This is a genomic window from Xanthomonas arboricola pv. juglandis (genome assembly GCF_001013475.1).
Taxonomy (GTDB): domain Bacteria; phylum Pseudomonadota; class Gammaproteobacteria; order Xanthomonadales; family Xanthomonadaceae; genus Xanthomonas; species Xanthomonas arboricola.
This window is the reverse complement of the sequence record NZ_JZEF01000001.1, coordinates 956,282-978,335: the sequence shown is the minus strand read 5'-3', so window position 1 is coordinate 978,335 and position 22,054 is coordinate 956,282. Positions and strand designations below refer to the sequence as shown.

Annotated in this window: 20 protein-coding genes; 10 read left to right on the top strand and 10 right to left on the bottom strand. The window is 67.4% G+C overall.

Translation table 11 applies throughout. The features are described from left to right. Positions 1 to 17 precede the first annotated feature (17 nt). The gene (locus XARJCFBP2528_RS03870; RefSeq protein WP_016904535.1) at positions 18 to 893 is read left to right on the top strand and encodes an alpha/beta hydrolase; all 876 of its coding nucleotides are present in this window, start codon (positions 18 to 20) and stop codon (positions 891 to 893) included. 105 nt (positions 894 to 998) lie between these two features. On the opposite strand, the gene XARJCFBP2528_RS03865 is transcribed toward XARJCFBP2528_RS03870, so the two are convergent. Together XARJCFBP2528_RS03865 and XARJCFBP2528_RS03860 are read right to left on the bottom strand one after the other, a co-directional pair. Further along, positions 999 to 1,697, bottom strand: a complete 699-nt coding sequence (locus tag XARJCFBP2528_RS03865; protein WP_016904534.1) for a glutathione S-transferase — start codon at positions 1,695 to 1,697, stop codon at positions 999 to 1,001. 175 nt (positions 1,698 to 1,872) lie between these two features. Next, positions 1,873 to 2,082, bottom strand: coding sequence for a cold-shock protein (locus tag XARJCFBP2528_RS03860; RefSeq protein WP_006451993.1), 210 nt, complete (start codon positions 2,080 to 2,082; stop codon positions 1,873 to 1,875). Between the two features lie 267 nt (positions 2,083 to 2,349). On the opposite strand from XARJCFBP2528_RS03860, the gene XARJCFBP2528_RS03855 reads away from it, so the two are divergent. The 4 genes from XARJCFBP2528_RS03855 (at position 2,350) to XARJCFBP2528_RS03840 (ending at position 6,806) form a co-directional block, all read left to right on the top strand. Then, positions 2,350 to 2,829 carry a YaiI/YqxD family protein gene (locus XARJCFBP2528_RS03855; protein WP_016904533.1) on the top strand — a complete coding sequence of 160 codons (480 nt, stop codon included), beginning with the start codon at positions 2,350 to 2,352 and terminating at the stop codon, positions 2,827 to 2,829. Between the two features lie 62 nt (positions 2,830 to 2,891). Further along, positions 2,892 to 3,440, top strand: a complete 549-nt coding sequence (locus tag XARJCFBP2528_RS03850; RefSeq protein ID WP_024939301.1) for a YaeQ family protein — start codon at positions 2,892 to 2,894, stop codon at positions 3,438 to 3,440. Continuing rightward, positions 3,437 to 4,618, top strand: a complete 1,182-nt coding sequence (locus tag XARJCFBP2528_RS03845; RefSeq protein ID WP_016904531.1) for a BaiN/RdsA family NAD(P)/FAD-dependent oxidoreductase — start codon at positions 3,437 to 3,439, stop codon at positions 4,616 to 4,618. The genes XARJCFBP2528_RS03850 and XARJCFBP2528_RS03845 overlap by 4 nt, the downstream gene beginning before the upstream one ends. 118 nt (positions 4,619 to 4,736) lie before the next feature. Then, on the top strand, positions 4,737 to 6,806 hold the full coding sequence (locus XARJCFBP2528_RS03840) for a GGDEF/EAL domain-containing response regulator (RefSeq protein ID WP_016904530.1): 2,070 nt from the start codon (positions 4,737 to 4,739) through the stop codon (positions 6,804 to 6,806). 104 nt (positions 6,807 to 6,910) lie between these two features. On the opposite strand, the gene htpX is transcribed toward XARJCFBP2528_RS03840, so the two are convergent. Further along, complete coding sequence (htpX, locus tag XARJCFBP2528_RS03835; protein ID WP_016904479.1) at positions 6,911 to 7,789, bottom strand: protease HtpX; 879 nt, start codon at positions 7,787 to 7,789, stop codon at positions 6,911 to 6,913. 97 nt (positions 7,790 to 7,886) lie between these two features. Between htpX and gluQRS the strand changes: the two genes are divergently transcribed. The 3 genes from gluQRS (at position 7,887) to phaR (ending at position 10,339) form a co-directional block, all read left to right on the top strand. Continuing rightward, on the top strand, positions 7,887 to 8,786 hold the full coding sequence (gene gluQRS / locus XARJCFBP2528_RS03830) for a tRNA glutamyl-Q(34) synthetase GluQRS (protein ID WP_016904480.1): 900 nt from the start codon (positions 7,887 to 7,889) through the stop codon (positions 8,784 to 8,786). Positions 8,787 to 8,870: 84 nt separating this feature from the next. Next, positions 8,871 to 9,611: a beta-ketoacyl-ACP reductase gene (phbB, locus tag XARJCFBP2528_RS03825; RefSeq protein ID WP_024939297.1), complete on the top strand. Its 741-nt coding sequence runs from the start codon at positions 8,871 to 8,873 to the stop codon at positions 9,609 to 9,611. A 158-nt stretch (positions 9,612 to 9,769) separates the two neighbouring features. Further along, positions 9,770 to 10,339: a polyhydroxyalkanoate synthesis repressor PhaR gene (phaR, locus tag XARJCFBP2528_RS03820; protein ID WP_016904482.1), complete on the top strand. Its 570-nt coding sequence runs from the start codon at positions 9,770 to 9,772 to the stop codon at positions 10,337 to 10,339. Between the two features lie 46 nt (positions 10,340 to 10,385). Here phaR and XARJCFBP2528_RS03815 read toward each other — a convergent pair whose 3' ends face one another. The 6 genes from XARJCFBP2528_RS03815 to XARJCFBP2528_RS03790 form a co-directional block, all read right to left on the bottom strand. Next, a complete protein-coding gene (locus XARJCFBP2528_RS03815) occupies positions 10,386 to 11,336 on the bottom strand; it encodes a TraB/GumN family protein (RefSeq protein WP_026064816.1) in 951 nt (316 codons plus the stop codon). A 28-nt stretch (positions 11,337 to 11,364) separates the two neighbouring features. Then, positions 11,365 to 12,303, bottom strand: coding sequence for a DUF1684 domain-containing protein (locus XARJCFBP2528_RS03810; protein WP_016904484.1), 939 nt, complete (start codon positions 12,301 to 12,303; stop codon positions 11,365 to 11,367). Continuing rightward, the gene (mutL, locus tag XARJCFBP2528_RS03805; protein WP_026064817.1) at positions 12,303 to 14,156 is read right to left on the bottom strand and encodes a DNA mismatch repair endonuclease MutL; all 1,854 of its coding nucleotides are present in this window, start codon (positions 14,154 to 14,156) and stop codon (positions 12,303 to 12,305) included. The genes XARJCFBP2528_RS03810 and mutL overlap by 1 nt, the downstream gene beginning before the upstream one ends. Before the next feature lie 137 nt (positions 14,157 to 14,293). After that, entirely contained in the window at positions 14,294 to 15,985 is a 1,692-nt protein-coding gene (locus tag XARJCFBP2528_RS03800; protein ID WP_026064818.1) for an N-acetylmuramoyl-L-alanine amidase, read from the bottom strand. Between the two features lie 70 nt (positions 15,986 to 16,055). After that, the gene (tsaE, locus tag XARJCFBP2528_RS03795; protein ID WP_016904487.1) at positions 16,056 to 16,556 is read right to left on the bottom strand and encodes a tRNA (adenosine(37)-N6)-threonylcarbamoyltransferase complex ATPase subunit type 1 TsaE; all 501 of its coding nucleotides are present in this window, start codon (positions 16,554 to 16,556) and stop codon (positions 16,056 to 16,058) included. Then, positions 16,553 to 18,040, bottom strand: coding sequence for a bifunctional ADP-dependent NAD(P)H-hydrate dehydratase/NAD(P)H-hydrate epimerase (locus tag XARJCFBP2528_RS03790; RefSeq protein ID WP_047124331.1), 1,488 nt, complete (start codon positions 18,038 to 18,040; stop codon positions 16,553 to 16,555). The genes tsaE and XARJCFBP2528_RS03790 overlap by 4 nt, the downstream gene beginning before the upstream one ends. 24 nt (positions 18,041 to 18,064) lie before the next feature. On the opposite strand from XARJCFBP2528_RS03790, the gene queG reads away from it, so the two are divergent. Both queG and xseA read left to right on the top strand, forming a co-directional pair. Next, the gene (gene queG, locus XARJCFBP2528_RS03785) at positions 18,065 to 19,132 is read left to right on the top strand and encodes a tRNA epoxyqueuosine(34) reductase QueG (RefSeq protein ID WP_047124330.1); all 1,068 of its coding nucleotides are present in this window, start codon (positions 18,065 to 18,067) and stop codon (positions 19,130 to 19,132) included. 54 nt (positions 19,133 to 19,186) lie between these two features. After that, a complete protein-coding gene (xseA, locus tag XARJCFBP2528_RS03780) occupies positions 19,187 to 20,527 on the top strand; it encodes an exodeoxyribonuclease VII large subunit (protein WP_047124329.1) in 1,341 nt (446 codons plus the stop codon). Between the two features lie 234 nt (positions 20,528 to 20,761). Here xseA and XARJCFBP2528_RS03775 read toward each other — a convergent pair whose 3' ends face one another. Next, the gene (locus XARJCFBP2528_RS03775; protein ID WP_039813782.1) at positions 20,762 to 22,009 is read right to left on the bottom strand and encodes a virulence factor; all 1,248 of its coding nucleotides are present in this window, start codon (positions 22,007 to 22,009) and stop codon (positions 20,762 to 20,764) included. Positions 22,010 to 22,054 lie beyond the last annotated feature (45 nt).

The following is a 22,054-nucleotide window of genomic DNA, read 5'->3' as shown; positions in this document are numbered from 1 at the left end:
CTCAAACGACATCGCCCATGCCCTCGCGCACTTCCCGCTGGTTTCGCCCCGCCCTGCTGCTGCTCGGCTCGCTGACACTGACCGCCTGCAGCAGCGTGTTCTTTGGCGGCATCAACGCCGCCTCCAGCCGCGACGGCATTGTCGAGCGCCGCGACCAGGTGTTCGATCCGGCGCATGGTCTGGCCCTGGACGTCTACCAGCCGCGCGGCGCGGTGGATGCCCCGGTGGTGGTGTTCTTCTATGGCGGCACCTGGAAGCGCGGGACGCGCGCCAACTATCGCTGGGTCGGCCGCACGCTCGCACGTCAGGGCGTGGTGGCAATGGTGGCCGACTACCGCAAGTATCCGCAGGTCGGCCTGCAGGGCTTCATGTCCGACGCTGCCGGCGCCACCGCCTGGGGCTATCGGCATGCGCATGACTACGGTGGCGACCCGACGCGCTTGGCGGTGATGGGCCACTCCGCGGGCGCGCATATGGCCGCGCTGCTGGGTACCGACGCGCGCTGGCTGCAGGCGCAAGGCCTGCAACCCCGGCAACTGTGCGGGGTGGTGGGTCTGGCCGGGCCCTACGACTTCCTGCCGCTGACCGATCCGGAGCTGATCGAGATCTTCGGCAAGGCACCGGCCGCGCAACAGCAATCGCAGCCGGTGCACTACGTCGGCGGCGACGAACCGCCGATGCTGCTACTGCATGGCAATGCCGATCGCGTGGTCGAGCTGCAGAACAGCACTTCGTTGCAGCACGCCCTGCAACGCAAGGGCGGCACGGCCGAATTGAAGGTCTACCCGGGCATGGGCCATCTCGGCATCGTGCTGGCGCTGCGCAAACCGCCCGAGCGCTCGCCCGTGCTGCGCGACACGCTGCAGTTCCTGCGGCAATGTCGGGCGCCTTGATTGGGCGGTACGGGATTGGGGAGTCGGGATTGGGGATTCGCCAAACCCTGGCAGGACACCGTCGAAGCACGGTGACCTGTAGCTTCCTGGGCGTATCCCGCAACGTCACTCGGCGGGCTTGCGCCCCATCAGCTCGAACGGGCCGCCCTTCTTCAGCGCGGCCAGGTACGCCGGACGCGCTTCGATGCGCGCGAGAAACGCGCGCAGACGCGGATAGCTTTCCAGCCCGCCGCCACGTGCAAAAGCGGCCTGCACCGGGAAGCTCATCTGGATGTCGGCTGCAGTAAAGCGCTCACCGGCAAACCATTCGCTTGCCTGCAGCGACTGCTCCATCCAGTCCAGATGCAGTTTGAGCTGCGGACCGACAAAACCGGACATCGCCTTGTCCACGATGGCACGTGCGATCGGCTTGGCGAAGAACGGCATCGGCGCACTGCGAATCCGCCCGAAGATCAGTGTCATCAGCAGCGGCGGCATTGCCGAGCCTTCGGCGTAATGCATCCAGTAACGGAACTTCAGGCGCTCCGGCGACTCCAGCGGACGCGGTGGCGGCGACAGCGCGCATTCGGTGTCGTAGCGTTCGGTCAGAAACTCCAGGATCGCGCCGGACTCGGCCACGGTCAGATCGCCGTCGACAACCACCGGCGACTTGCCGAGCGGATGGATGGCACGCAATGCCGCCGGCGCCAGCATGGTCTTGGGATCGCGCTCATGCCGCACGATCTGGTACGGCAGCGCCAGTTCCTCCAGCAGCCACAGCACGCGCTGGGAACGGGAATTGTTGAGATGGTGGACAGTGATCATGGAAGAGGCTGCACGCGGAAAGCGCACATGCTACCGATTGGCGTGTCGTCGCTGCGCTCACCTGAGCGGGCCGAACCGCCCGCACTCTCTATTGCACTGATCAAACCGCGCCCAATAAAAAACGCCGGTCGCTTGCGCGACCGGCGTTTTTGGCAACCTTACGGTTGCAGACGGATTAGACCGCTTGCACCTGGTCAGCCTGCATGCCCTTCTGGCCCTGCACGGCGACGAAGGTCACTTTCTGGCCTTCCTGCAGCGACTTGAAGCCGGTGCCCTGGATGGCACGGAAGTGCACGAACAGGTCCGGGCCGCTTTCCGGGGTGATGAAGCCGAAGCCCTTGGCATCGTTGAACCACTTCACGGTACCGCTCTGACGATCTGACATTTACAAACTCCTGAACTATAGATGGATAAATCGCAGCGTCCGAAAAGCCGGAGCTGAGACTGAGTTGCAGGCGTTGGTAAAGCGGAACGATGAAGCGAGATCTGTAACGATCCGGCTGCATCAGGCCACGATTCACGGTGACCCTTGCAAACACAGTGCGTGCACAGTACTCGCGTTCCCAGCAAAAAGCGACACCTTGCGTCAAATTTTTTACTGTCAGGCCGAATCCGACCACCTGTCAGGCCCCTTCCCTCTCGATTTCAACACATGAATACGCCTCCCCTGCCGTCCCGCCCGCATATCTGGGTCGACGCCTATGCCTGCCCGGCAGTCATCCGCGACATCCTTTTCCGCGCCGCCGCACGTACCGGCACCGCGGTGACGCTGGTCGCCAATCATTTCCTGCCCACCCCTCGCCTGGCCCACGTGCGTGCGCTGCAGGTACCTGGAGGCGCGGACGCGGCAGACGACGCCATCGCCGCACGGGTGGCCGCAGGCGACCTGGTCGTCACCCAGGACATTCCGCTGGCCGCTCGCGTACTGGAGGCGGAAGCGGCCGCCGTCAGCCCGCGTGGCGAGCCGTTTACCCGCGACAGCATCAACGAGCGCCTGTCGGTCCGCGGCTTTCTGGAGGAACTGCGCGGCGCCGGCGTGGTCACCGGCGGGCCCGCGGCCCTGCACCCGCGTGACCGCCAGGCATTTGCCGCCCAGTTGGACCGTTGGCTGGCCGAGATGGCGCGGCGCTGACCGCAACACGCCGGCATTGCAACGGGGGCGTATCATAAATGCCCTTTGCAACCGGCATCCTGATGGCCCTTACCGCCACCGTCCGCAGGGCGGAACTCCAGATCAGCGACATGGACCGTGGCTACTACGCCAACCATTCGTTGACCCTGGCCCAGCATCCCTCCGAAACCGACGAGCGCCTGATGGTGCGGCTGCTGGCGTTCGCGCTGTTCGCCGACGACCGCCTGGAATTCGGCCGCGGCCTCAGCAACGAGGACGAACCCGACCTGTGGCGGCGCGACTACACCGGCGACCCGGACCTGTGGATCGACCTCGGCCAGCCGGACGAAAGCCGGGTGCGCAAGGCCTGCAATCGGTCGCGCGAAGCGGTGGTGATCGGCTATGGCGGCCAGGCCACCGAAACCTGGTGGAAGAAGCAGGCCAACGCGCTTAGCCGCCAGCGCAACCTGCGCGTGATCGAGCTGGACTCGCAGGCCACCGAAGCGCTGGGCGCGCTGATCCAGCGCGGCATGCGCTTCGACGTGATCATCCAGGACGGCGAGGTGCAGATGCTGGCCGACCACGGCAGCGTCACCCTGACCCCGATGGTGCGGCAAGCCCCGGCCGAATGAGCATGCGTTGCGACGTGCTGGTCATCGGTGCCGGCGCGGCCGGACTGATGAGCGCCTTCACCGCGGGCCGGCGCGGCCGCCAGGTGCTGGTGATCGACCATGCCAACAAAGTCGGCAAGAAGATCCTGATGTCCGGTGGCGGCCGCTGCAACTTCACCAATACCGGCACCACGCCGGGCAACTTCCTCTCGGCCAACCGCCACTTCTGCAAGTCCGCCCTCGCCCGCTACAGCCCGCTGGATTTCGTGGAGATGGTCGAGCGCCACGGCATCGCCTATCACGAGAAAGAGCTGGGCCAGCTGTTCTGCGACATCTCGTCCAAGCAGATCGTGCGCATGCTGCTGGACGAGTGCGAGGCGGCGGGCGTGCAGGTGCGTACCGACTGCAAGGTGCAATCGGTACAACGCGGCAGCGACGGCTTCAGCGTGGAGACCAGCCAGGGACGCGTGCAGGCGCAGTCGCTGATCGTGGCGACCGGCGGGCTGTCGATTCCGAGCATGGGCGCCAGCGGCTTCGGCTATGCGCTGGCCCAGCAGTTCGGCCACACGCTGTTGCCGACGCGTGCCGGGCTGGTGCCGCTGACCCTGAGCGGCAAGCACCAGGAACGGCTGCAGGACCTGTCCGGGCTGGCGCTACCGGTCCAGGCGCAGTGCAACGGGGTCAGCTTCCGCAACTTCATGCTGGTCACCCACCGCGGCGTCAGCGGCCCGGCCATCCTGCAGATCTCCTCGTACTGGCAGCCCGGCGACGACCTGCGCCTGGACCTGCTGCCCGGCCAGGATGCGGCGGCGTGGCTGCGCGACCAGAAAAATCAGCGTGGCGCCACCGAACTGCGCAACGTGCTGGCCGACGTGCTGCCGCGGCGGTTCGCCCAGCGCCTGTGCGAGGTGTGGTTGCCGGACAAGCCGGTCCGCCAGCTCGACCCACCGCAGCTGCAGGCCGCAGCGGATCTGCTGGCTGCCTTCCCGCTGATCGCCAGTGGAACCGAAGGCTATCGCACCGCTGAAGTAACGCTGGGAGGTGTCGATACCAACCAGGTCTCCAGTGCGAGCATGGAGTCGCGGCTGGTGGCCGGCCTGTACTTCGTCGGCGAGGTACTGGATGTGACCGGCTGGTTGGGCGGCTACAACTTTCAGTGGGCATGGGCATCCGGCCATGCCGCCGGGAGCGTGGCCTGATGTCAGCTCCAACACATGGAAACGTGGCCTGAGTCTCACCCCGGATGCGGCCGTGTCCACAGACATGGACGCAGCCGAGTTCCTTCGTGTATTAAAGCCCGTCGCTAGGGAAACGCGCATGCAAAAAGGCAAAGATCTCACCCTCCGCCTGATGATCGTCGACGACAGCGTCGAAAGCGCGGAGGCGATCGTGACCGCGCTGCGCAACGGCGGCATCGCAGTGCGTCCGTCGCGGCCACAGACACCGGAAGAGCTCGCCAGCATGCTGTCGGGGCAGATCGACCTGGCCCTGCACGGGCAGGCGCTGCAGATCCCGATGAGCGCGTTGCAGCAACAGATCGCCGGCAGCGGCAAGGATATTCCGATCATCCTGCTGGCTGAGCGGATCGAGGAAAACGCGCTGGTCGAGGCCGCGGCACATGGCATTCGCGCCATCGTGCTGCGTCATCGCCCCGAACACCTGCTGGCGCTGGTGCGCTCGGAATGGGCCGACCTGCAGGCACGCCGTGGCCTGCGCCGCATCGAGGCACAGATGCGCGAGACCGAACGGCGCTGCGATGCCCTGATCGCCTCCTCGCGCGACCCGATCGCCTACGTGCACGAAGGCATGCACATCCGCGCCAACGAGGCGTATCTGGACATGTTCGGCTTCGAGTCGTTCGACGATGTTGAAGGCGTGTCGCTGCTGGACATGATCGCCGCCCAGTACGTCGACGATTTCAAGCAACTGCTCAAGGCCATGTCCAAGGGCGAGCCGCCGCCGGCGCAGTACAAGGTCGACGCGCGCCGGCTCGAAGGCGACACCTTTCCGGCGACGATGGAGTTCGCCACCGCGACCTACGAAGGCGAGCCGTGCATCCAGGTGGTGTTCCGCCGTCGCGAGGAATTCGACCCGGAGCTGGCGCGCGAGGTCGAGGATCTGCGCCAGCGCGATCAGGTCACTGGCCTGCTCAACCGCCCCACTTTCATGGTGGCGCTGGAACAGGCGGTGGCGCGCGCCGGCCGCAGCGAAGGCCAGTCCGGCTTCCTGTTGATCGAGCCCGACCACTACGCGCGCCTGCTGCCCGAGATCGGCCTGGATTCGGCTGACGCGCTGATCGCCGCCCTGGCTGCGCACGTGGCCAGCGTGAGCGATGACAGCGTGGTCGCCGCACGTTTCGGCGAGCACAGCTTTGCATTGTTGATGGACGGCAATTACGCGCGCACGCATGCACTGGCGGAGCTGGTACGCGACGCCTTCGCGCAGCACGTCTTCAGCATCGGCGCGCGTTCGGCCACGGTGACGGTGAGCATCGGCGGAGTGCAGATCGGCGAGAAGATCGCCAGCATCGGCCACGTGCTCAACCGCGGCACCGAGGCGGTGCGCACCACCGCCGAGCTCGGCGGCAATGCGGTCAGCATCTACGACCCGGCCGCGGCCGACCGGGCCGAAGAGGAACGCATCGAGCGCTGGGTGCAGCAACTGCGCGAGGCGCTGGTCGGCGACGGCTTCCTGCTGCATTACCAACCGGTGCTCAACCTGCAGGGCGAGCCGCTGGAGCTGTACCAGGCCTTCCTGCGGCTGGAGCGCAACGGCGAGATGATGTCGCCGAACGCCTTCATGGCGATCGCCGAAGAACACGATCTGATCACCGAGATCGACCGCTGGGTGGTGGCGCGCGCGATCCGCCAGCTCGGCGAGCGGCAACGTGCAGGACACAGGACGCACCTGCTGGTACGCATCGGGCCCAACTCGTTCTCCGATCCGCAGATGATCGACATCATCCGCGAGCAGTTGGCCGTGTACGGCGTGCCGGGCGAACGGCTGTGGCTGCAGACGCCGGAATCGAAGGTGTTCACCCATCTGCGCAATGCCCAGCAGTTCCTGGCGGCGGTGTCGGCGATGGGCTGCAAGGTCGGGCTGGAACAGTTCGGCTCGGGCCTGGACTCGTTCCAGTTGCTGGCGCATTTCCAGCCGGCCTTCCTCAAGCTCGATCGCGGCATCACCGGCGAAGTGGCCTCGGCGCGCGAAAGCCAGGAGAAGATCCGCGAGATCACCTCGCGCGCGCAGCCGGCCGGCATCCTCACCGTGGCCGAGTTCGTGGCCGATGCGCAGTCGATGAGCACTTTCTTCAGCGCCGGGGTGGACTATGTGCAAGGCGATTTCGTCGCCCCAACCGGGCCGTTGATGAACTACGAGTTCGGCTGAGACCTGCAGCCGTAGCGCATCACTGCCGCCGCGCTCCAGCCAACAAAAAACCCGCAGGACGCGGGTTTTTTGTTGGCTGGCAGGCATCGGTTGGCGCTACCGTCTTACATCGCCGCACCGTTGGCGGCGCGCAGCGCGGCGATACGCTCGGCCAGCGGCGGGTGGCTCAGGAACAGCCGGCGCAGCCCATCGCCACCACCGCCGGAAATGCCGAACGCCTGCACCTGCGAAGGCAGGCTGTTCTGGCCGTGGTTGAGCGACAGGCGCTCCAACGCGGCGATCATCTTGCTGCGGCCCGCCAGTTGCGCGCCACCGGCATCGGCGCGGAATTCGCGGCGCCGCGAGAACCACATCGCGATCATCGTCGCGAACAGGCCGAACACCATCTCCAGCACGAACACGATGATGTAGTAGGCAAAGCCGCGGCCACCGTCGCGATTGCCCGACATGGCGCTGTCGATGACGCCGCCGACCACGCGCGCCAGCACGATCACGAAGGTATTGAGCACGCCCTGCAGCAAGGCCATGGTGACCATGTCGCCATTGGCGACATGCGCAATTTCATGGCCCAGCACCGCCTCGGCCTCGTCCTGGCTCATGTTCTGCAGCAGCCCGGTGGACACCGCCACCAGCGCGTTGTTGCGGTTGGCGCCAGTGGCGAAGGCATTGATCTCCGGGCCGTCGTAGACCGCCACTTCCGGCATGCCGATGCCGGCCGCCTCGGCCTGACGGCGCACCGTCGCCAGCAACCAGCGCTCGGTTGGCGTGCGCGGCTCGGTGATCACCTGCGCGCCGGTGCTGCGCTTGGCCATGAACTTGGACAGCAGCAACGAGATGAACGAGCCACCGAACCCGAACACGGCCGCCATCACCAGCAAGCCGCTCATCTGCGCGGGATTGACGCCCAGCACCGACATCACGATGCCGGCCAGCACCAGCACCGCAAAATTGGTCAGCAGGAACAGGAAAATGCGGTTGAACATGGTGCGACGACTCCACGCGAGCAAGATGAGCTGCAGCAGATCTGCGGTCGTCAGCGCTTGAAATCAAGCGATCACCTGACCGACGATTCAGCCGATCATGCCAGCTCTCCCCTACCGCGGCCGCTTCGCGCCTTCCCCGACCGGCCCGCTGCACTTCGGCTCCCTGCTGGCGGCATTCGGCAGCTGGCTGCTGGCGCGGCACGCCGGCGGTCAGTGGTGCGTGCGCATCGAAGACATCGATCCGCCGCGCGCCGAAGCCGGCGCCAGCGCGCGCCAGTTGCGCACGCTGGCCGCCTTCGGCCTGCACTCGGACCTGCCGGTGCTGTACCAATCCGGGCGCCACGCACAGTACGAGGCTGCCATCGCCACCTTGCTGGAGGCGGGACTGGCATTCGAATGCAGCTGCAGCCGGGCCGACCTTGCCGGCATGGGCGGCATCCACCACGCCTGCGTGGCGCCGCTGGGCGCCCGCCGTGCAGTGCGCCTGCGGGTGCCGCCACAGCCACCGGTCGGCTTCGACGATGCGCTGCAGGGCCACGTGGAGCAGGACGTGCATACCGAGGTCGGCGACGTGGTGCTGCGCCGCGCCGATGGCTACTGGGCGTACCAGCTGGCGGTGGTGGTCGACGATGCTGCGCAGGCCATCACCGATGTCGTGCGCGGCGCCGACCTGCTCGACTCCACCCCGCGCCAGTTGTTGCTGCAGCGCGCGCTGGGCCTGCCGCAACCGCGCTACCTGCACCTGCCGCTGATCCTGGATCAGGCCGGCCGCAAGCTGTCCAAGTCGCACGCTGCACCTGCGCTGGACGACGCCGATCCGCAACCGGCCCTGCACGCCGCCTGGGCTGTGCTGGGACAGCAGCCGGACGCCTTGCCGCGCCGGGCGGCGCTGGACACCTTGCTGCAGCATGCGGTGCAGCATTTTTCGCCACAGCAGTTGCCCCGGCACCTGCATCTGGACGCGAACGGACGCGCATCACAGCCCCGGCGTGACTAGAATTGCGCCCCAGCACCGGCGTCGGGCCAGGCAGCGCGCCTGTGTCCTGCCCGCCCCCAGTCTTACCTGTCCATTGGAGTCGTCATGACATCTCGCGTCGTATTGGTCACCGGCGGCACCGGCGGTATCGGCACCGCCATCTGCAAGCGCCTGGCCGACCAGGGCCACCGGGTGGCCAGCAACTTCCGCAACGCCGAAAAGGCCCAGGCGTGGCAGCAGCGCATGCAGACCCAGGGCTACGACATCGCCCTGTTCCGCGGCGATGTGGCGTCCTCCGAACATGCGCGCAGCCTGGTCGAGGACGTCCAGGCAGCGCTGGGGCCGATCGAAATACTGGTCAACAACGCCGGCATCACCCGCGACACCACCTTCCATCGCATGACCGCCGAACAATGGCATGACGTCATCAACACCAATCTCAATTCGGTGTTCAACGTCACTCGCCCGGTGATCGAAGGCATGCGCCAGCGCGGCTGGGGACGGGTGATCCAGATCAGTTCGATCAATGGCCTGAAGGGCCAGTACGGGCAGGCCAATTACGCGGCTGCCAAGGCCGGCATGCACGGCTTCACCATCTCGCTGGCGCGGGAAAATGCCGCGTTCGGGGTCACCGTCAATACCGTTTCGCCGGGGTATGTGGCCACCGACATGGTGATGGCGGTGCCGGAAGAGGTGCGCGCCAAGATCGTTGCCGACATCCCCACCGGCCGCCTGGGCCGGCCGGAAGAAATCGCCTATGCGGTGGCATTCCTGGTTGCGGAAGAGGCCGCCTGGATCACCGGCTCCAACCTGGATATCAACGGCGGCCACCACATGGGCTGGTGAACTTTGCTGCAACTTTGCGATGCAGCATAAAAACCCTTGAAAATCATGCTGCGCAACATTTTTTAGGTGTCTACTTAAGAAAATAAGGCCTTGTGGCGGTTGCAAGGGCTGCTGCGGTGCGCCATCCTGCGCGCACTATCGTTGTGAGTGAACGTTCCATGGCCGGACTTCGCATCATCAAGAAGTATCCCAATCGCCGTCTCTACGACACGGAAATTTCCAGCTACATCACCATTGAGGATGTGCGTCAGCTCATCATCGACGGCGAAGAATTCGAGGTACGCGACGCCAAGAGTGGCGAAGACCTCAGCCGCGCGGTCTTGCTGCAGATCATTGCCGACCGCGAACAGGACGGCGAGCCGATGCTGTCGACCCAGTTGCTGAGTCAGATCATCCGTTTCTACGGCGACTCGCTGCAGGGCTTCATGGGCAACTACCTGGAACGCAGCATGCAGGTGTTCCTGGATCAGCAGCAGCAGTTCCGCCAACAGATGGGCAACCTGCTCGGGCAGACCCCGTGGGCGATGATGAACCAGCTGACCGAGCGCAACCTGGAGTTGTGGCAGGAATTCCAGCGCAACTTCGGCGCCGGCTTCGGCCGTCCGGGCGGCCCTGGTACGCCGCCGCCGCCGGGTGGCAGCGGCATGGGCAGCGGCCCAATGGGCACCGGCACGCACGGCACGGCCGGTAGCGCCGGCACCACCGGCAAGGCCCGTAACCGCGGGTAAGACAGGCGCAGCGCCTGGAGCGTGAGCCGCTCCACGGCGCAGCCAATCAGCGGCCGGCCTGCTCCGCGCAGGCCGAGCAGATCCGCTCCACGTGGTAGCCACGCGCGCGCAGACGCTCCACCACGCCATCGCTTCCCAGCAGGTGCAGCGCACCGACCACCACCAGCGTGGTCCCGCTGCCCTTGCCCAGCCGCTGCTCCAGCCGCGGCACCCAGCGCGCATTGCGCTCGACATTGATGTCCTGATACAGCGCCGGGTAGTGCTGCCGCATTTCTTCGGCCATCTGCGTGGACAGGGTGCGCACATCGCCACTGCGCCAGGCCGCGTGCAGCTGACGCAGCTGATCGTTGCCGCCGGCATCGTCCAGCGATTCCTCCAGCAGCTGATGCTGTTCGGTCGGCGACATGCCATCGAGCAAGGCAATCTGCTCCTCGGCACGCTCCAGCCCATCGGCCGGTTTGCCGCTCGCCTGTGCCTGCGCCATCAGGTGATGGTCCAGACCGGCGTTCGGGTCCATGCCTTGCCGGCTCATCTCCGCCAGACTGATCGTCAGCGCCACGAACCAGGGTTCCAGGGTCTGCAAGCTGTCCACCGGCATCCCGTGTTTGCGGGCGTAGGTGGTCAGCGCCTGCCAGGTCTTCGGATCCAGTGCGTCCTGCAGGCGACGCCCGTCGCTGCGCCGCGCCGCCTGCAGCATGCGGCCGGCCAGTTCGGGCGACTGCACATCGGAGGGCGGCAGTTCGAACACCAGGCGGTCGGCCTTGGCGAAGGCCTGCATCACATCCGGCGACAACGGGTAATCACTGGGCTTGAGCACATGGAACGAACCCAGCAGATACAGCGTGCCGCCCTTGCCATCGACCTTCCACAACAGCGGCACCGGTGGACCGGCCGGCGCCTCGTTGCTGGCGCGCGCCCAGGTCGGCGCGACCGCCCCGCTCCATAAAGCCAGAGCAATCACCGCACTGCAGCTCCAGGCTGCGAGCCGGGTGCGCATGCTTGCCTTCACCACGTTGGTCTCCACGTCAGTGCGGCACCTTGTAGGTCTTCTCGCCGGCCGACACCGCCAGGTCGATGCGGTTTTCCGGCGGCGGCAGCGGACAGGTTGCAAAGGGAGTGAACGCGCACGGCGGGTTGTAGGCTCGGTTGAAATCGACGACCACATGCCCGGAGGCGTCGGGCACGTCCAGGTCGAGAAAGCGCCCGGCCGGATAACTGCCGTGCCCACTGGTGCGATCGGCGAACACCACGAACATCGGCCGCCCGGGTTCGCCGATGGTCTCCAGCCGATACGCCTTGCCATCGCGCTCGAAGGTGATTGCCCCGGCGTTGGGTTGTTCGCTGCTGATGCCGACGATGTCCACGATCGGAATGGTCTTACCGACATCGTTGGGCACATAGCGCGCGCTGATGCGCCAGGACGGATCGACCGGCCAGTAATCCAGCCCGGCAAAGTGGCTGCGCGATGGCGCGTCGGCATGCTTGACCCGCAGCGCATTGCGGTCGCCACGATGGATCAGGCTCAACACGCCCTTGCCGCCATCGAAATGGATGAAGGTCGGCTGCGGGTCGCAATCGGACTGGAAGCGGATCCGGCCGGTCAGCGGCCTGCCGTCGACGGTCAATGCTGCGCCGCGCTCGGGCACGAACCAGACCGTATCGGCCTCGGTCGCGACCATGCCCATCTTGGATGGCCCGACCGCCAGCCTGATGCCGCTGTCGGCGCTGCTGCCGATGTAATGCGCCTTCAGCGACAGCCAGTGCAGGCCGACCAGGCTGGTCCAGCCATCGGGCGCGCGCAACTCGGTCAGGCGCGCTTCGCGCCAGGCCGCGTTATCGGCCAGGAAGGCCTTGTCGAGTGCAGCCGGCGCTGCCGGGTGCGGTGCATCCTTGCCGCAGCCGGCCAGCGCCGCACACACCAGCATGCCGAGCAGCCAGCGGTTCCCCTTGTGCAATACAGCCATCAGCGTCCCCTCAGGAACCAGCGATCGATTTCGCCCAGCGTAAACCGTGCCCAGGTCGGTCGGCCATGGTTGCACTGCCCCGAGCGCTCGGTAACTTCCATATCGCGCAGCAGTGCGTTCATTTCCGGCACGGTCAGGCGCCGGTTCGCGCGCACCGCGCCGTGGCACGCCATCGTGGAGAGCAATTCGTCGCGCGCACTGGCAATGCGCCGGCTCTGGCCATGCTCGCGCAGATCGCCGAGCACATCGCGCAACAACGCCTCCGGGTCGGCATTGGCAAGCAGCGCGGGAATGCTGCGCACATGCAGCGACTGCGGGCCGGCGCGGTTGATCTCGAAGCCCAGGCTGGACAGCGTGTCGGCTTCGCGCTCGGCGGTGTCGGCCTCGCGCTCGCCCACCGCCAGCGTCATCGGCACCAGTAGCGGCTGTGCGTGCAGGCCGATGCTGTCGTGCGCGTTCTTGAGCCGCTCGTAGCCGATGCGTTCGTGCGCGGCGTGCATGTCCACCACGATCAGGCCTTCGGCGTTCTCGGCCAGGATGTAGATGCCGTGCAACTGCGCGACGGCATACCCCAGCGGCGGCACACCACTGTCCGCGGCAGTCGCCGGCAGGCCCATCCCGGTGCCCTCCGGCAAGGCGGCAGACTGCTGCTGCGTGCCACTGGACGGCGGCGCATACAGCGCGCTGTAGGCCGCACGCGCCTCGTCCACGCGCAAGCCCAGTGGAGTCTGCGATGGCGTCCACTGACCATAGCCGGCACCGCCGCCACCGCCTCCGTAATTTGGTCGGTCGAGCATGCCGCCCGACGCAGCAACCGTATCGCTGGCGCCGTCCGTGCCGATGCTGTTGGGCATCGCGCCGGCACGCGTATGCGCCAGCGCGTCCTGCAAGGTGCGGTAGACGAAGTCGTGGATCAGCCGCGCCTCACGGAAACGCACCTCGTGCTTGGCCGGATGCACGTTGACGTCCACACGCGCCGGATCCAGTTCCAGGAACAGCACGTAGGCCGGCTGGCGACCATGGAACAGCACATCGCCATAGGCCATCTTGACTGCGTGCGCGACGCTGCGATCGCGCACCGAGCGGCCATTGACGTAGAGATACTGCTGATCGGTACTGGCGCGCGAGTAATGCGGCTGCGCAACCCAGCCATGCAGACGCAGGCCGGCGCCACTGTGATCGACGCGCAAGGCCTGCCGCGCGAAATCCTCGCCCAGGGTTTCGCCCAGCCGCGCATCCGAATACAGATCGCCCGGCTTGTAGCGACGCGACGGTTTGCCGTTGTGCGAGACCCGCAATTCCACATCCGGGCGCGCCAACGCCAACGAGCGCAGCCACTCTTCGATATGCCCCAGCTCGGTGCGCTCGGCACGCAGGAACTTGCGCCGCGCCGGCACGTTGAAGAACAGCTCGCGCACTTCGACCGTGGTGCCGGGCGCATGCGCGCGTGGCATCACCTCGCTCAGGCGCCCGCCGTCGATCTCCAGTGCGGAGCCATGTTCGGCATCGTGGCGACGCGAGATCAGCGTGAAACGGCTGACCGAGGCGATCGACGGCAGGGCTTCGCCGCGGAATCCGAGCGTGGCCACGGTTTCCAGATCGTCCAGCGATGCGATCTTGCTGGTGGCATGCCGCGACACCGCCAGCGGCAGTTCGTCGGGGGTGATGCCGCCACCGTTGTCGCGGATACGGATCAGCCGCACGCCGCCCTCTTCCAGCTCGATATCCACGCGGGTAGCACCGGCATCGAGGGCGTTTTCGACCAGTTCCTTGACCACGGACGCAGGCCGCTCGACGACTTCGCCGGCGGCAATCTGGTTGATCAGGATCTCGGGGAGCTGACGGATCGCCATCAGCACAGGCGCTCGCGCTGGACGCAGACTGCGGAGCGCATCGGGGGTGTAACAGGCAAGACAGACGTCGGCACGGCAATCCGGCGGCGCGCAGGCGCCGTCATCAAGGAATCAGTGCGGAATGATAGCCGAGCGGCTCAGCGGCTGCCGCCGGCCACGGTGCCAGCGCTGGCATCGGCTTCGGCCTGTGCGCGCGCGGCAAATAGGGTGCCCGGCGGCGGCTGGCGGGTGAAGAAGGTATCGATGCCATCCAGCACGGCCGAGGCGATCTTGCGCTGGTAGGCCGGGTCGATCAGCCGGCGCTCTTCGTCCGGATTGGAAATGAAGGCGGTTTCCACCAGCATCGCCGGCATGTCGGAGGTGCGCAGCACCGCAAAGTTGGCGCGTTCCAGCTGCGGCTTGTGATTGTTGCCGATCCGCTTGAGGCCGCCGAGCACGTGCCCTGCCGCATCTTCGGAGGCCTTCATGTGGCCGCTCTGCGCCAGATCCAGCAGCACATTGGCCAGCGTGCTTTCGGTCTGCTGCAGACGCACGCCGCCAACCAGGTCAGCGGCATTTTCCTTGTCGGCCAGCCAGCGCGCGCGCTGCGAGGAGGCGCCCTTGGTCGACAGTACATAAACCGAGGAGCCAGTCGCACTACGGTTTTCGGCAGCGTCGGCGTGGATGGAGATGAAGATGTCGGCCTTGGCGGCGCGTGCCTTCTGCGCGCGCATCGGCAGCGGAATGAACACGTCGGTATCGCGCGTCAGGTAGGCCTTCATGCCGGGCGTGGCATTGATCTGGCGCGCCAGTTCGCGGCCGACTGCCAAGGTGACGTCTTTTTCGCGCTTGCCGGTCGGGCCCATGGCGCCGGGATCCTGGCCGCCGTGTCCGGGATCGATGGCGACAATCAGCGGCCGCATACCCGGTGCCATCTTGATCCGAGAGGCCTCGCTGGGCAGCACCGGACGCGGCGGCAAGTCATCGCTGTCCGCCGCGACGACACTGCCGGCAGCCGCATTCGGCGAGGCGGGCATGGCATTAGCGGATGCAGCACCCAGCGGCGCATTGCCGCCATTCAGGATCGCAGCCGGCGACGCGGCGTTGCCTGGCAGCGCCAAGGCCGACGAGGCACCGGCGACGCGATTCGGGGTAGTGCCGGCGGTGCTGGCTGGCGAGGCCGTGCTGGTCGTCACCGCGGTCGTGGCAGTGCCTGGACGCGGTGTCGGCACGCCGGTGGCGACCGTGGTCGGTACCGGTGCCGGAGTCACGCTGGGCATGGCCGACGCAGGCACATACGGTGCGGGCGCCGGAGCAGGCGGCACCACCGAGGCACGCTGCGCAGACGCCGCCAACGCAGCGGTTGCGCGGGCGGCTTCGGATTGTGCATTGGCCGGGCGCGGCGGCGGCGCGGCAGGCGCGGCGGTGGTGGCCACCGTGCCGGCAGCCGGCGGATCGCCTGGCCACTCGATCACCAACGTCGATGCGCTGCCCAGCGTCTGCATCTGCGGCTTCAACGGCGTCACCGGCGTTGCCAGCTCGAATACCACCCGGAAAGTGCCCGGCACCGGTTGACCGGTACGCACCGACGTCACCAGGCCTGCAGCAGGCGGCAGCTTGAGGCCACGCACACCCGAGGAATCAGGAAAATCCACCACCAGCCGATTGGGGTTGGCCAGTGACAGCGTCTTGAATCCGCCGCTACCGGCGAGCTGGATCTCCGCACGCGTGCCGGTGGCACCGGTGCTGACGCCCACGCCCTTGATTTCGCCGGCCCACGCAGCAAAAACCGCCAGGCTGAGGCTGGCGGTCACGGTGGAAACACAGAACTGGCGGAACCCCGGTGTCATGGCGCTGGATTCAATCACCCAAACGTGTGAATTGCAAGGTGATTTCCCTTAATAATCCACAACCTGGCGTTCATTCTTCCTGTGAGCTGACAAAAAGGGGCTGCAACTCAGGCAGCTCCGATAGCCGCGCCAGCCAGTCGCGGCCGGTTTCGCTGCGGCCCAGCAACGTCACGCTGCGCCCCTCGCCGTCGACTGCCAGTTCCACATCCAGATCCACCGGCGGCAATGCACCAGCGCCACGTTCCGGCCATTCGACCAGCCACAGGCCGGCGCTGCCCTCGTCGAGCCCGAGAAAATCCAGTTCCCCGGCCTGCCCGATGCGGTACAGATCCAGATGCCAGGCCTCGTCGCCAGTGCCGAGCGGATAGCGCTCGACCAGCGTGTAGGTGGGGCTGCGAATCGGCCCGGTGACGCCGAGCGCGCGCAGCAAGGCGCGCGCCAGCGTGGACTTGCCGGCGCCGAGATCGCCGTGCAATTGCACCATCGCGCGGGTGGGCCGCACCGCGGCCAGGGCCTGTCCCAGGGTTTCGGTGGCCTGCGCATCGACCAGGTGTGCGCTGAGTTGGCTCATGCAATGGCTCCGGCATTGGCGAGGCGGCGCAGTTCGGGCAGCAGATCGGTCGGCAACAGGCCGCGCTCGCCCGCGCGCGCCGCCGCATCGCCGGCACAGGCATGCAACAAGGCGCCCAAGCTGGCGGCATCGAACGGCGACCAGCCCTGGCCTAGCAAGGCTGCGATCACACCGGTCAGCAGGTCGCCCATGCCGCCGACCGCCATGCCCGGATTGCCGGCATCGATGATGCGCGGCACTGCGTGCGGCGCGGCGATCACGCTGCCGGCGCCCTTGAGCACCACCACTGCATTGAAACGTTTGGCCAACGCGTCTGCGGCAGCCAGCCGATCCTGCTGAACCTGCCTGGTCGAGATCCCCAGCAGCCAGCCGGCCTCGCCGGGATGCGGGGTCAACACGCGCGGGCCGCGCGCCGGCACCGGGTTGGCGGCCAGCAGATTCAGGCCATCGGCATCGATGACCACGGCGCTGTCCGAGGCCAGCACCGCGCGCCACAACTGCTGCGCCCAGTGGTCCTGCCCCAGGCCCGGACCCAACGCGACCACGTCGGCGGCGTCAGCCAACGCGGCGATGTCCTCGTCAGCCTGCACCGCACGCACCATCGCTTCCGGGCAACGCGCCAGCAGCGGCGCGACATGCTCAACGCGGGTGGCGACCTGCACCAGCCCTGCCCCGCTGCGCAGGGCCGCTTCGGCGGTGAGCATGACCGCGCCGCCGCTGCCGAGGTTGCCGCCGACGCACAGCACGCGGCCGGACTCGCCCTTGTGCGTATTGCGTCGCCGCGGGCGCAACTGCGCGGCCAGGGCGTCGATGTCCCAGCTGTGCGCGGCCGGCGCCAGGCCGTCGAATGCGGCATCCGGCACGTCCAGCGACGCGGTTGCGCGCGTGCCGGCATGCTCCAGCGCATCACCGGTATGGAGCCCCAGGTGCGGCACGATGAACTGCAAGGTGGCCTGCGCGCGCACCGCGGCACCGAAGGCCACGCCATGATCGGCATCGATGCCGCTGGGCACATCCAGTGCGAGCACCGGCACACCGGCGGCGTTGATGGCGTCGATCAAGGCGGTGGTCTCGGCGTCGGGCGCGCGGTTGAGGCCGATGCCGAACAGCGCATCGACGATCACGTCGGCCTGCGCCAGCGGCGAGGGAAACAGCTCGATCGCACCGCCCACGCCCAGATAGTCGGTACAGGCGCGCTGCGCCAGCGACGAGGCCGGGCCGTGCTCGGCAAGATGCACCACCTGCACCTGGCGCCCGGCCCGCTGCGCCAGGCGTGCCAGCACATAGCCATCGCCGCCGTTGTTGCCGGTGCCGCAGACCACCACGATGCGGCGCGCCTGCGGCCAGCGTTCCAGCAGATGCTGCCAGGCGGCCTGCCCGGCGCGCTCCATCAAGATGTAGCCGTCGCCGCCAAGCAGCGTGGTGGCCTGCGTGTCCAGCCTGCGCGCGGCGGCGGTGTCGTAAAGATCGAGCGGTGCGTACATGCCGGGAATTCTATACTTGTCGCCATGTCTGCCGTCCTTGCCCGCCCCGACCCCACCGACGCTGCCGCGCGCATCCGTGCGCTCGCGCGCGAGGCCGGCTTTCAACGCTGCGGCATCACCGGCATCGAGCTCGGCGAAGACGAGGCGCATCTGCGCAGCTGGCTGGAAGAAGGCCTCTACGGAACCATGCACTGGATGGCCCAGCACGGCGACAAGCGTTCGCGCCCGCAGGAGCTGGTGCCGGGCACCTTGCGCGTGCTGTCGGTGGGCATGGACTACGGCCGCAAGGACGACACTGAGGCCTGGAACACCTTGCACGACGGCCGCCGCGCCTATGTGGCGCGCTACGCGCTGGGGCGCGATTACCACAAGCTGATGCGCAACCGGCTGCAGAAACTGGCCGAGCGTATCCAGGGCGAAGTCGGCGCGTTCGGCTATCGGGTCTTCGTGGATTCGGCACCGGTGCTGGAGCGCGCACTGGCGCGCAATGCCGGGCTGGGCTGGATCGGCAAACACACCTGCCTGATCGATCGCAATGGCGGCTCGTGGTTCTTCCTGGGCGAGATCTACCTTGACCTGCCCTTGCCCATTGACACCCCGGCCACCGCGCATTGCGGCACCTGCACGCGGTGCATCGACGTTTGCCCGACCCAGGCCATCATCGCCCCGTACCGGCTGGATGCGCGCCGCTGCATCGCCTATCTCACCATCGAACACGAGGGCGCGATTCCCGAGCAGATGCGCAAGCCGATCGGCAACCGCATCTTCGGTTGCGACGACTGCCAGCTGGTCTGCCCCTGGAACAAGTTCGCCCAGCGCACCGACGAAGCCGATTTCCGCGCCCGCAACGAGCTGGATGTGGCGACGCTGCCGCAGCTGTTCGCCTGGGACGAAGACGAGTTCCTGCGCCGCACCGAAGGCAGCCCGATCCGTCGCAGCGGCCATCAACGCTGGCTTCGCAACATCGCGGTCGGCCTGGGCAATGCGCCCGGTACACCGGAGGTGTTGGCGGCACTGGAAGCGCGCCGCCACGACGCCTCGGAGCTGGTACGCGAACACGTGGGCTGGGCGCTGGCGCAACACGGTTTGTGAGTTCCCGCCCGATGCGCTCACGCATGCACATCGCCGCTGCGGGATAATGCGGCGATGGCCGACCGCAACGAACAGATCCTCACCCCCAGCCAGCTCAATACGCTGGCGCGCGACCTGCTGGAAGGCAGCTTTCCGCTGGTCTGGGTGGAGGCAGAGCTGAGCAGCGTCACGCGCCCGTCCTCGGGCCATCTGTACTTCACGCTCAAGGACGCGCGTGCGCAGATCCGTTGCGCGATGTTCAAGCCCAAGAGCACCTGGCTGAAGTTCCAGCCGCGCGAAGGGCTGCGCGTGCTCGCGCGCGGACGTCTTACGCTGTACGAAGCGCGCGGCGACTACCAGCTGGTACTCGACCACATGGAAGAGGCTGGCGAAGGCGCCCTGCGCCGGGCTTTCGACGAACTGCGTGCGCGCCTGGCCGCCGAGGGCCTGTTCGATGCCGAGCGCAAGCAGCCGTTGCCGGCGCATGCGCGGCGGCTGGCAGTGATCACCTCGCCCAGCGGTGCGGCGGTGCGCGACGTACTCAGCGTCCTGGCGCGCCGCTTTCCGTTGCTGGAAGTGGACCTGCTGCCCTCGCTGGTGCAGGGCGACAGCGCCGCGGCGCAGATCACCTCGTTGCTGCAGCGCGCCGATGCCTCCGGGCGCTACGACGTCATTCTGATCACCCGCGGCGGTGGCTCGCTGGAAGACCTGTGGGCCTTCAACGACGAACGCCTGGCCCGCGCGATTGCCGCCGCGCAGACGCCGGTGGTGTCGGCGGTCGGGCACGAGACCGACTTCAGCCTCAGCGATTTCGTGGCCGACGTACGCGCGCCCACGCCCTCGGTAGCGGCCGAACTGCTGGTGCCCGATCAGCGCGAGCTGGTCGCGCGCGTGCGGCGTGCGCATGCCCGCATGGCCCAGCTGCAGCAGCACGCGCTGGGCAATGCGATGCAGCGCGCCGACCGGCTCGCCCTGCGCCTGCGTGCGCACAGCCCGCAGGCGCGGCTGCAATTGCTGCAACGCCGGCAGCAGGACGCCGGCCGCCAGCTGCGCGCGCGCATGACCCAGGTGTTGGAGCGTCTGCAGGCACGCCTGCAACGGACCCAGGCGCGCCTGCACGCGCATAACCCGCAACGCGATCTGGCCAGGCTGCAGCAACGACTGCGCGCACTGCATCCGCAGGCAGCGATGCAGCGGCGCCTGCAGCATGACCAACTGCGGCTGCGCAGCATGGCACGCTCGCTGGAAGCGGTCAGCCCGCTCGCCACCGTCGCGCGTGGCTATGCCATCGTGACCCGCCCCGCCGATGGCAGCGTGGTGCGCAGCGCCGCCGAGGTCAGCGCCGGCGAGCGCCTGCGTGCGCAGCTGGCCGATGGCAGCATCGAAGTGCGGGTCGAACCAGGCAACGACGACTGACGGCGGCAACCACGCTTGCTGCGTGGTTGCCGCGGGCGATCAGCAAGCGCACACGCATCGCTTTGTCGCGATAACGATGAGCTGCAGGGCGGTCGCCCGAGCAGCGCCGTGGATTTGCACAGAGGGCGCGCCTGGGCGGCGCTATCCGCTTCGCCCAGGCGGGCCAAGCCTGGATCACCCCTTCAACCCGCCGCAGACCGCTCCGCGTGCAGATCAGAGGGCATCACCGGCTCTCTAACCATGAACGGGCGTCTGCGCCGCCTGCTGCCAGCCCTGCATCAGCAGCCCGGCCAGCACCACCGGATCGTGGTCGAAGTGATGCCCGCCCGGACGCGCCAGCACCTGCACGCCACGCGCGCGCAACTCCGGGCACAGCGTGTCCTTTTCCTGATCGCCGTAGATGCATTGCAGGCGATGCGCATCCAGCGACTGGATCGCCGGCTCCACATCGCGCTCGGCATCGTTGTGCCAGCCCAGCCAGCCACCGACACGCACCTTGAAATCGGCTTGATGGGCAAGGCCGAGCAGGCTGACAAACTGCACCGATGCGCGCTGCTGCGGCGCCAGCTCGGGATAGGCAAACGGCAGCACATCGGCGCCGAACGAGTAGCCCACCAGCGCGACATGGTGGATATGCCAACGCTGCTGATAGGTCGCAATCACCCGATCCAGGTCCGCCCCGACCTGCTGCGGCGTGCGACTGGCCCAGAAGTAGCGCAGGCTGTTCCAGCCCACCACCGACACGCCCTGCTGCTGCAATTGCGCGGCAATGCCCTTATCCAGTTCGCGCCAGCCGCCGTCGCCGGACAGCATGACCACCATGCGGTCGCTGCCCGGCGCATGCAGCTCGACCAGCGGCAGATCGCCCATGCCCTGCGCCTGGGCCGTCAGGAAATGGCCCCGGGTGGCCGCGGCGATCTGCATGGGGCTGGCAGCGTCGACCAGGTCGTCGAGGAAGCCTTGATTGGCATCGGGCACGTCGCGCGAGCAGGCCAGGCCACCATCGCTGGCGTCGCCATCGGCGACAACCGCGCCACCCAGCACGTCGGGCGCGGCTGAGGCCAGCGCCTGCCGCGCCAGTACCGCGCCATCGCCCTGCCCCACCAGGACCGGCGGCAGGAACGCGTCGACATGCTCGGCGCGCAGCAACTTCTTGCCCAATCGTTCGGCATCGTCGGCCAGGGAGCTGCAGGCTGCGTGATGCGCGCGCACCCGTTCGCGATAGCTGGCGGTATCGACCACCGCGACCAGCGCGCCGTCGTTGCTCAGCATCTCGGCAAGCCGCTGGCCGTCCTGCGCATGGCCGCTGTCGGGCAACAGCACCACCATGGCCTTCGGCGTACCTTCCGGACGCAGCACCTCCACCGAGCGGTAATGCCCGGCGGTATTTCCGTCCTGCAGATGGCGCGCCACGGCGTAGCCGCTACCGCCAATCAGCAGTACCGCGATGACCCAACGAAACACCTTGATTCCCCAGCCCATCACCGCAATCCTCGCAAGCGCTGGCGCTTGGACCGCGGCCGAGGC

What these genes read in the sequence shown, in the direction of transcription:
- XARJCFBP2528_RS03870 (WP_016904535.1), top strand. Translation starts at nt 18, where the DNA reads ATGCCCTCGCGCACTTCCCGCTGGTTTCGCCCCGCCCTGCTGCTGCTC.
- XARJCFBP2528_RS03865 (WP_016904534.1), bottom strand. Translation starts at nt 1,697, where the DNA reads ATGATCACTGTCCACCATCTCAACAATTCCCGTTCCCAGCGCGTGCTG.
- XARJCFBP2528_RS03860 (WP_006451993.1), bottom strand. Translation starts at nt 2,082, where the DNA reads ATGTCAGATCGTCAGAGCGGTACCGTGAAGTGGTTCAACGATGCCAAG.
- XARJCFBP2528_RS03855 (WP_016904533.1), top strand. Translation starts at nt 2,350, where the DNA reads ATGAATACGCCTCCCCTGCCGTCCCGCCCGCATATCTGGGTCGACGCC.
- XARJCFBP2528_RS03850 (WP_024939301.1), top strand. Translation starts at nt 2,892, where the DNA reads ATGGCCCTTACCGCCACCGTCCGCAGGGCGGAACTCCAGATCAGCGAC.
- XARJCFBP2528_RS03845 (WP_016904531.1), top strand. Translation starts at nt 3,437, where the DNA reads ATGAGCATGCGTTGCGACGTGCTGGTCATCGGTGCCGGCGCGGCCGGA.
- XARJCFBP2528_RS03840 (WP_016904530.1), top strand. Translation starts at nt 4,737, where the DNA reads ATGCAAAAAGGCAAAGATCTCACCCTCCGCCTGATGATCGTCGACGAC.
- htpX (WP_016904479.1), bottom strand. Translation starts at nt 7,789, where the DNA reads ATGTTCAACCGCATTTTCCTGTTCCTGCTGACCAATTTTGCGGTGCTG.
- gluQRS (WP_016904480.1), top strand. Translation starts at nt 7,887, where the DNA reads ATGCCAGCTCTCCCCTACCGCGGCCGCTTCGCGCCTTCCCCGACCGGC.
- phbB (WP_024939297.1), top strand. Translation starts at nt 8,871, where the DNA reads ATGACATCTCGCGTCGTATTGGTCACCGGCGGCACCGGCGGTATCGGC.
- phaR (WP_016904482.1), top strand. Translation starts at nt 9,770, where the DNA reads ATGGCCGGACTTCGCATCATCAAGAAGTATCCCAATCGCCGTCTCTAC.
- XARJCFBP2528_RS03815 (WP_026064816.1), bottom strand. Translation starts at nt 11,336, where the DNA reads ATGCGCACCCGGCTCGCAGCCTGGAGCTGCAGTGCGGTGATTGCTCTG.
- XARJCFBP2528_RS03810 (WP_016904484.1), bottom strand. Translation starts at nt 12,303, where the DNA reads ATGGCTGTATTGCACAAGGGGAACCGCTGGCTGCTCGGCATGCTGGTG.
- mutL (WP_026064817.1), bottom strand. Translation starts at nt 14,156, where the DNA reads ATGGCGATCCGTCAGCTCCCCGAGATCCTGATCAACCAGATTGCCGCC.
- XARJCFBP2528_RS03800 (WP_026064818.1), bottom strand. Translation starts at nt 15,985, where the DNA reads ATGACACCGGGGTTCCGCCAGTTCTGTGTTTCCACCGTGACCGCCAGC.
- tsaE (WP_016904487.1), bottom strand. Translation starts at nt 16,556, where the DNA reads ATGAGCCAACTCAGCGCACACCTGGTCGATGCGCAGGCCACCGAAACC.
- XARJCFBP2528_RS03790 (WP_047124331.1), bottom strand. Translation starts at nt 18,040, where the DNA reads ATGTACGCACCGCTCGATCTTTACGACACCGCCGCCGCGCGCAGGCTG.
- queG (WP_047124330.1), top strand. Translation starts at nt 18,065, where the DNA reads ATGTCTGCCGTCCTTGCCCGCCCCGACCCCACCGACGCTGCCGCGCGC.
- xseA (WP_047124329.1), top strand. Translation starts at nt 19,187, where the DNA reads ATGGCCGACCGCAACGAACAGATCCTCACCCCCAGCCAGCTCAATACG.
- XARJCFBP2528_RS03775 (WP_039813782.1), bottom strand. Translation starts at nt 22,009, where the DNA reads ATGGGCTGGGGAATCAAGGTGTTTCGTTGGGTCATCGCGGTACTGCTG.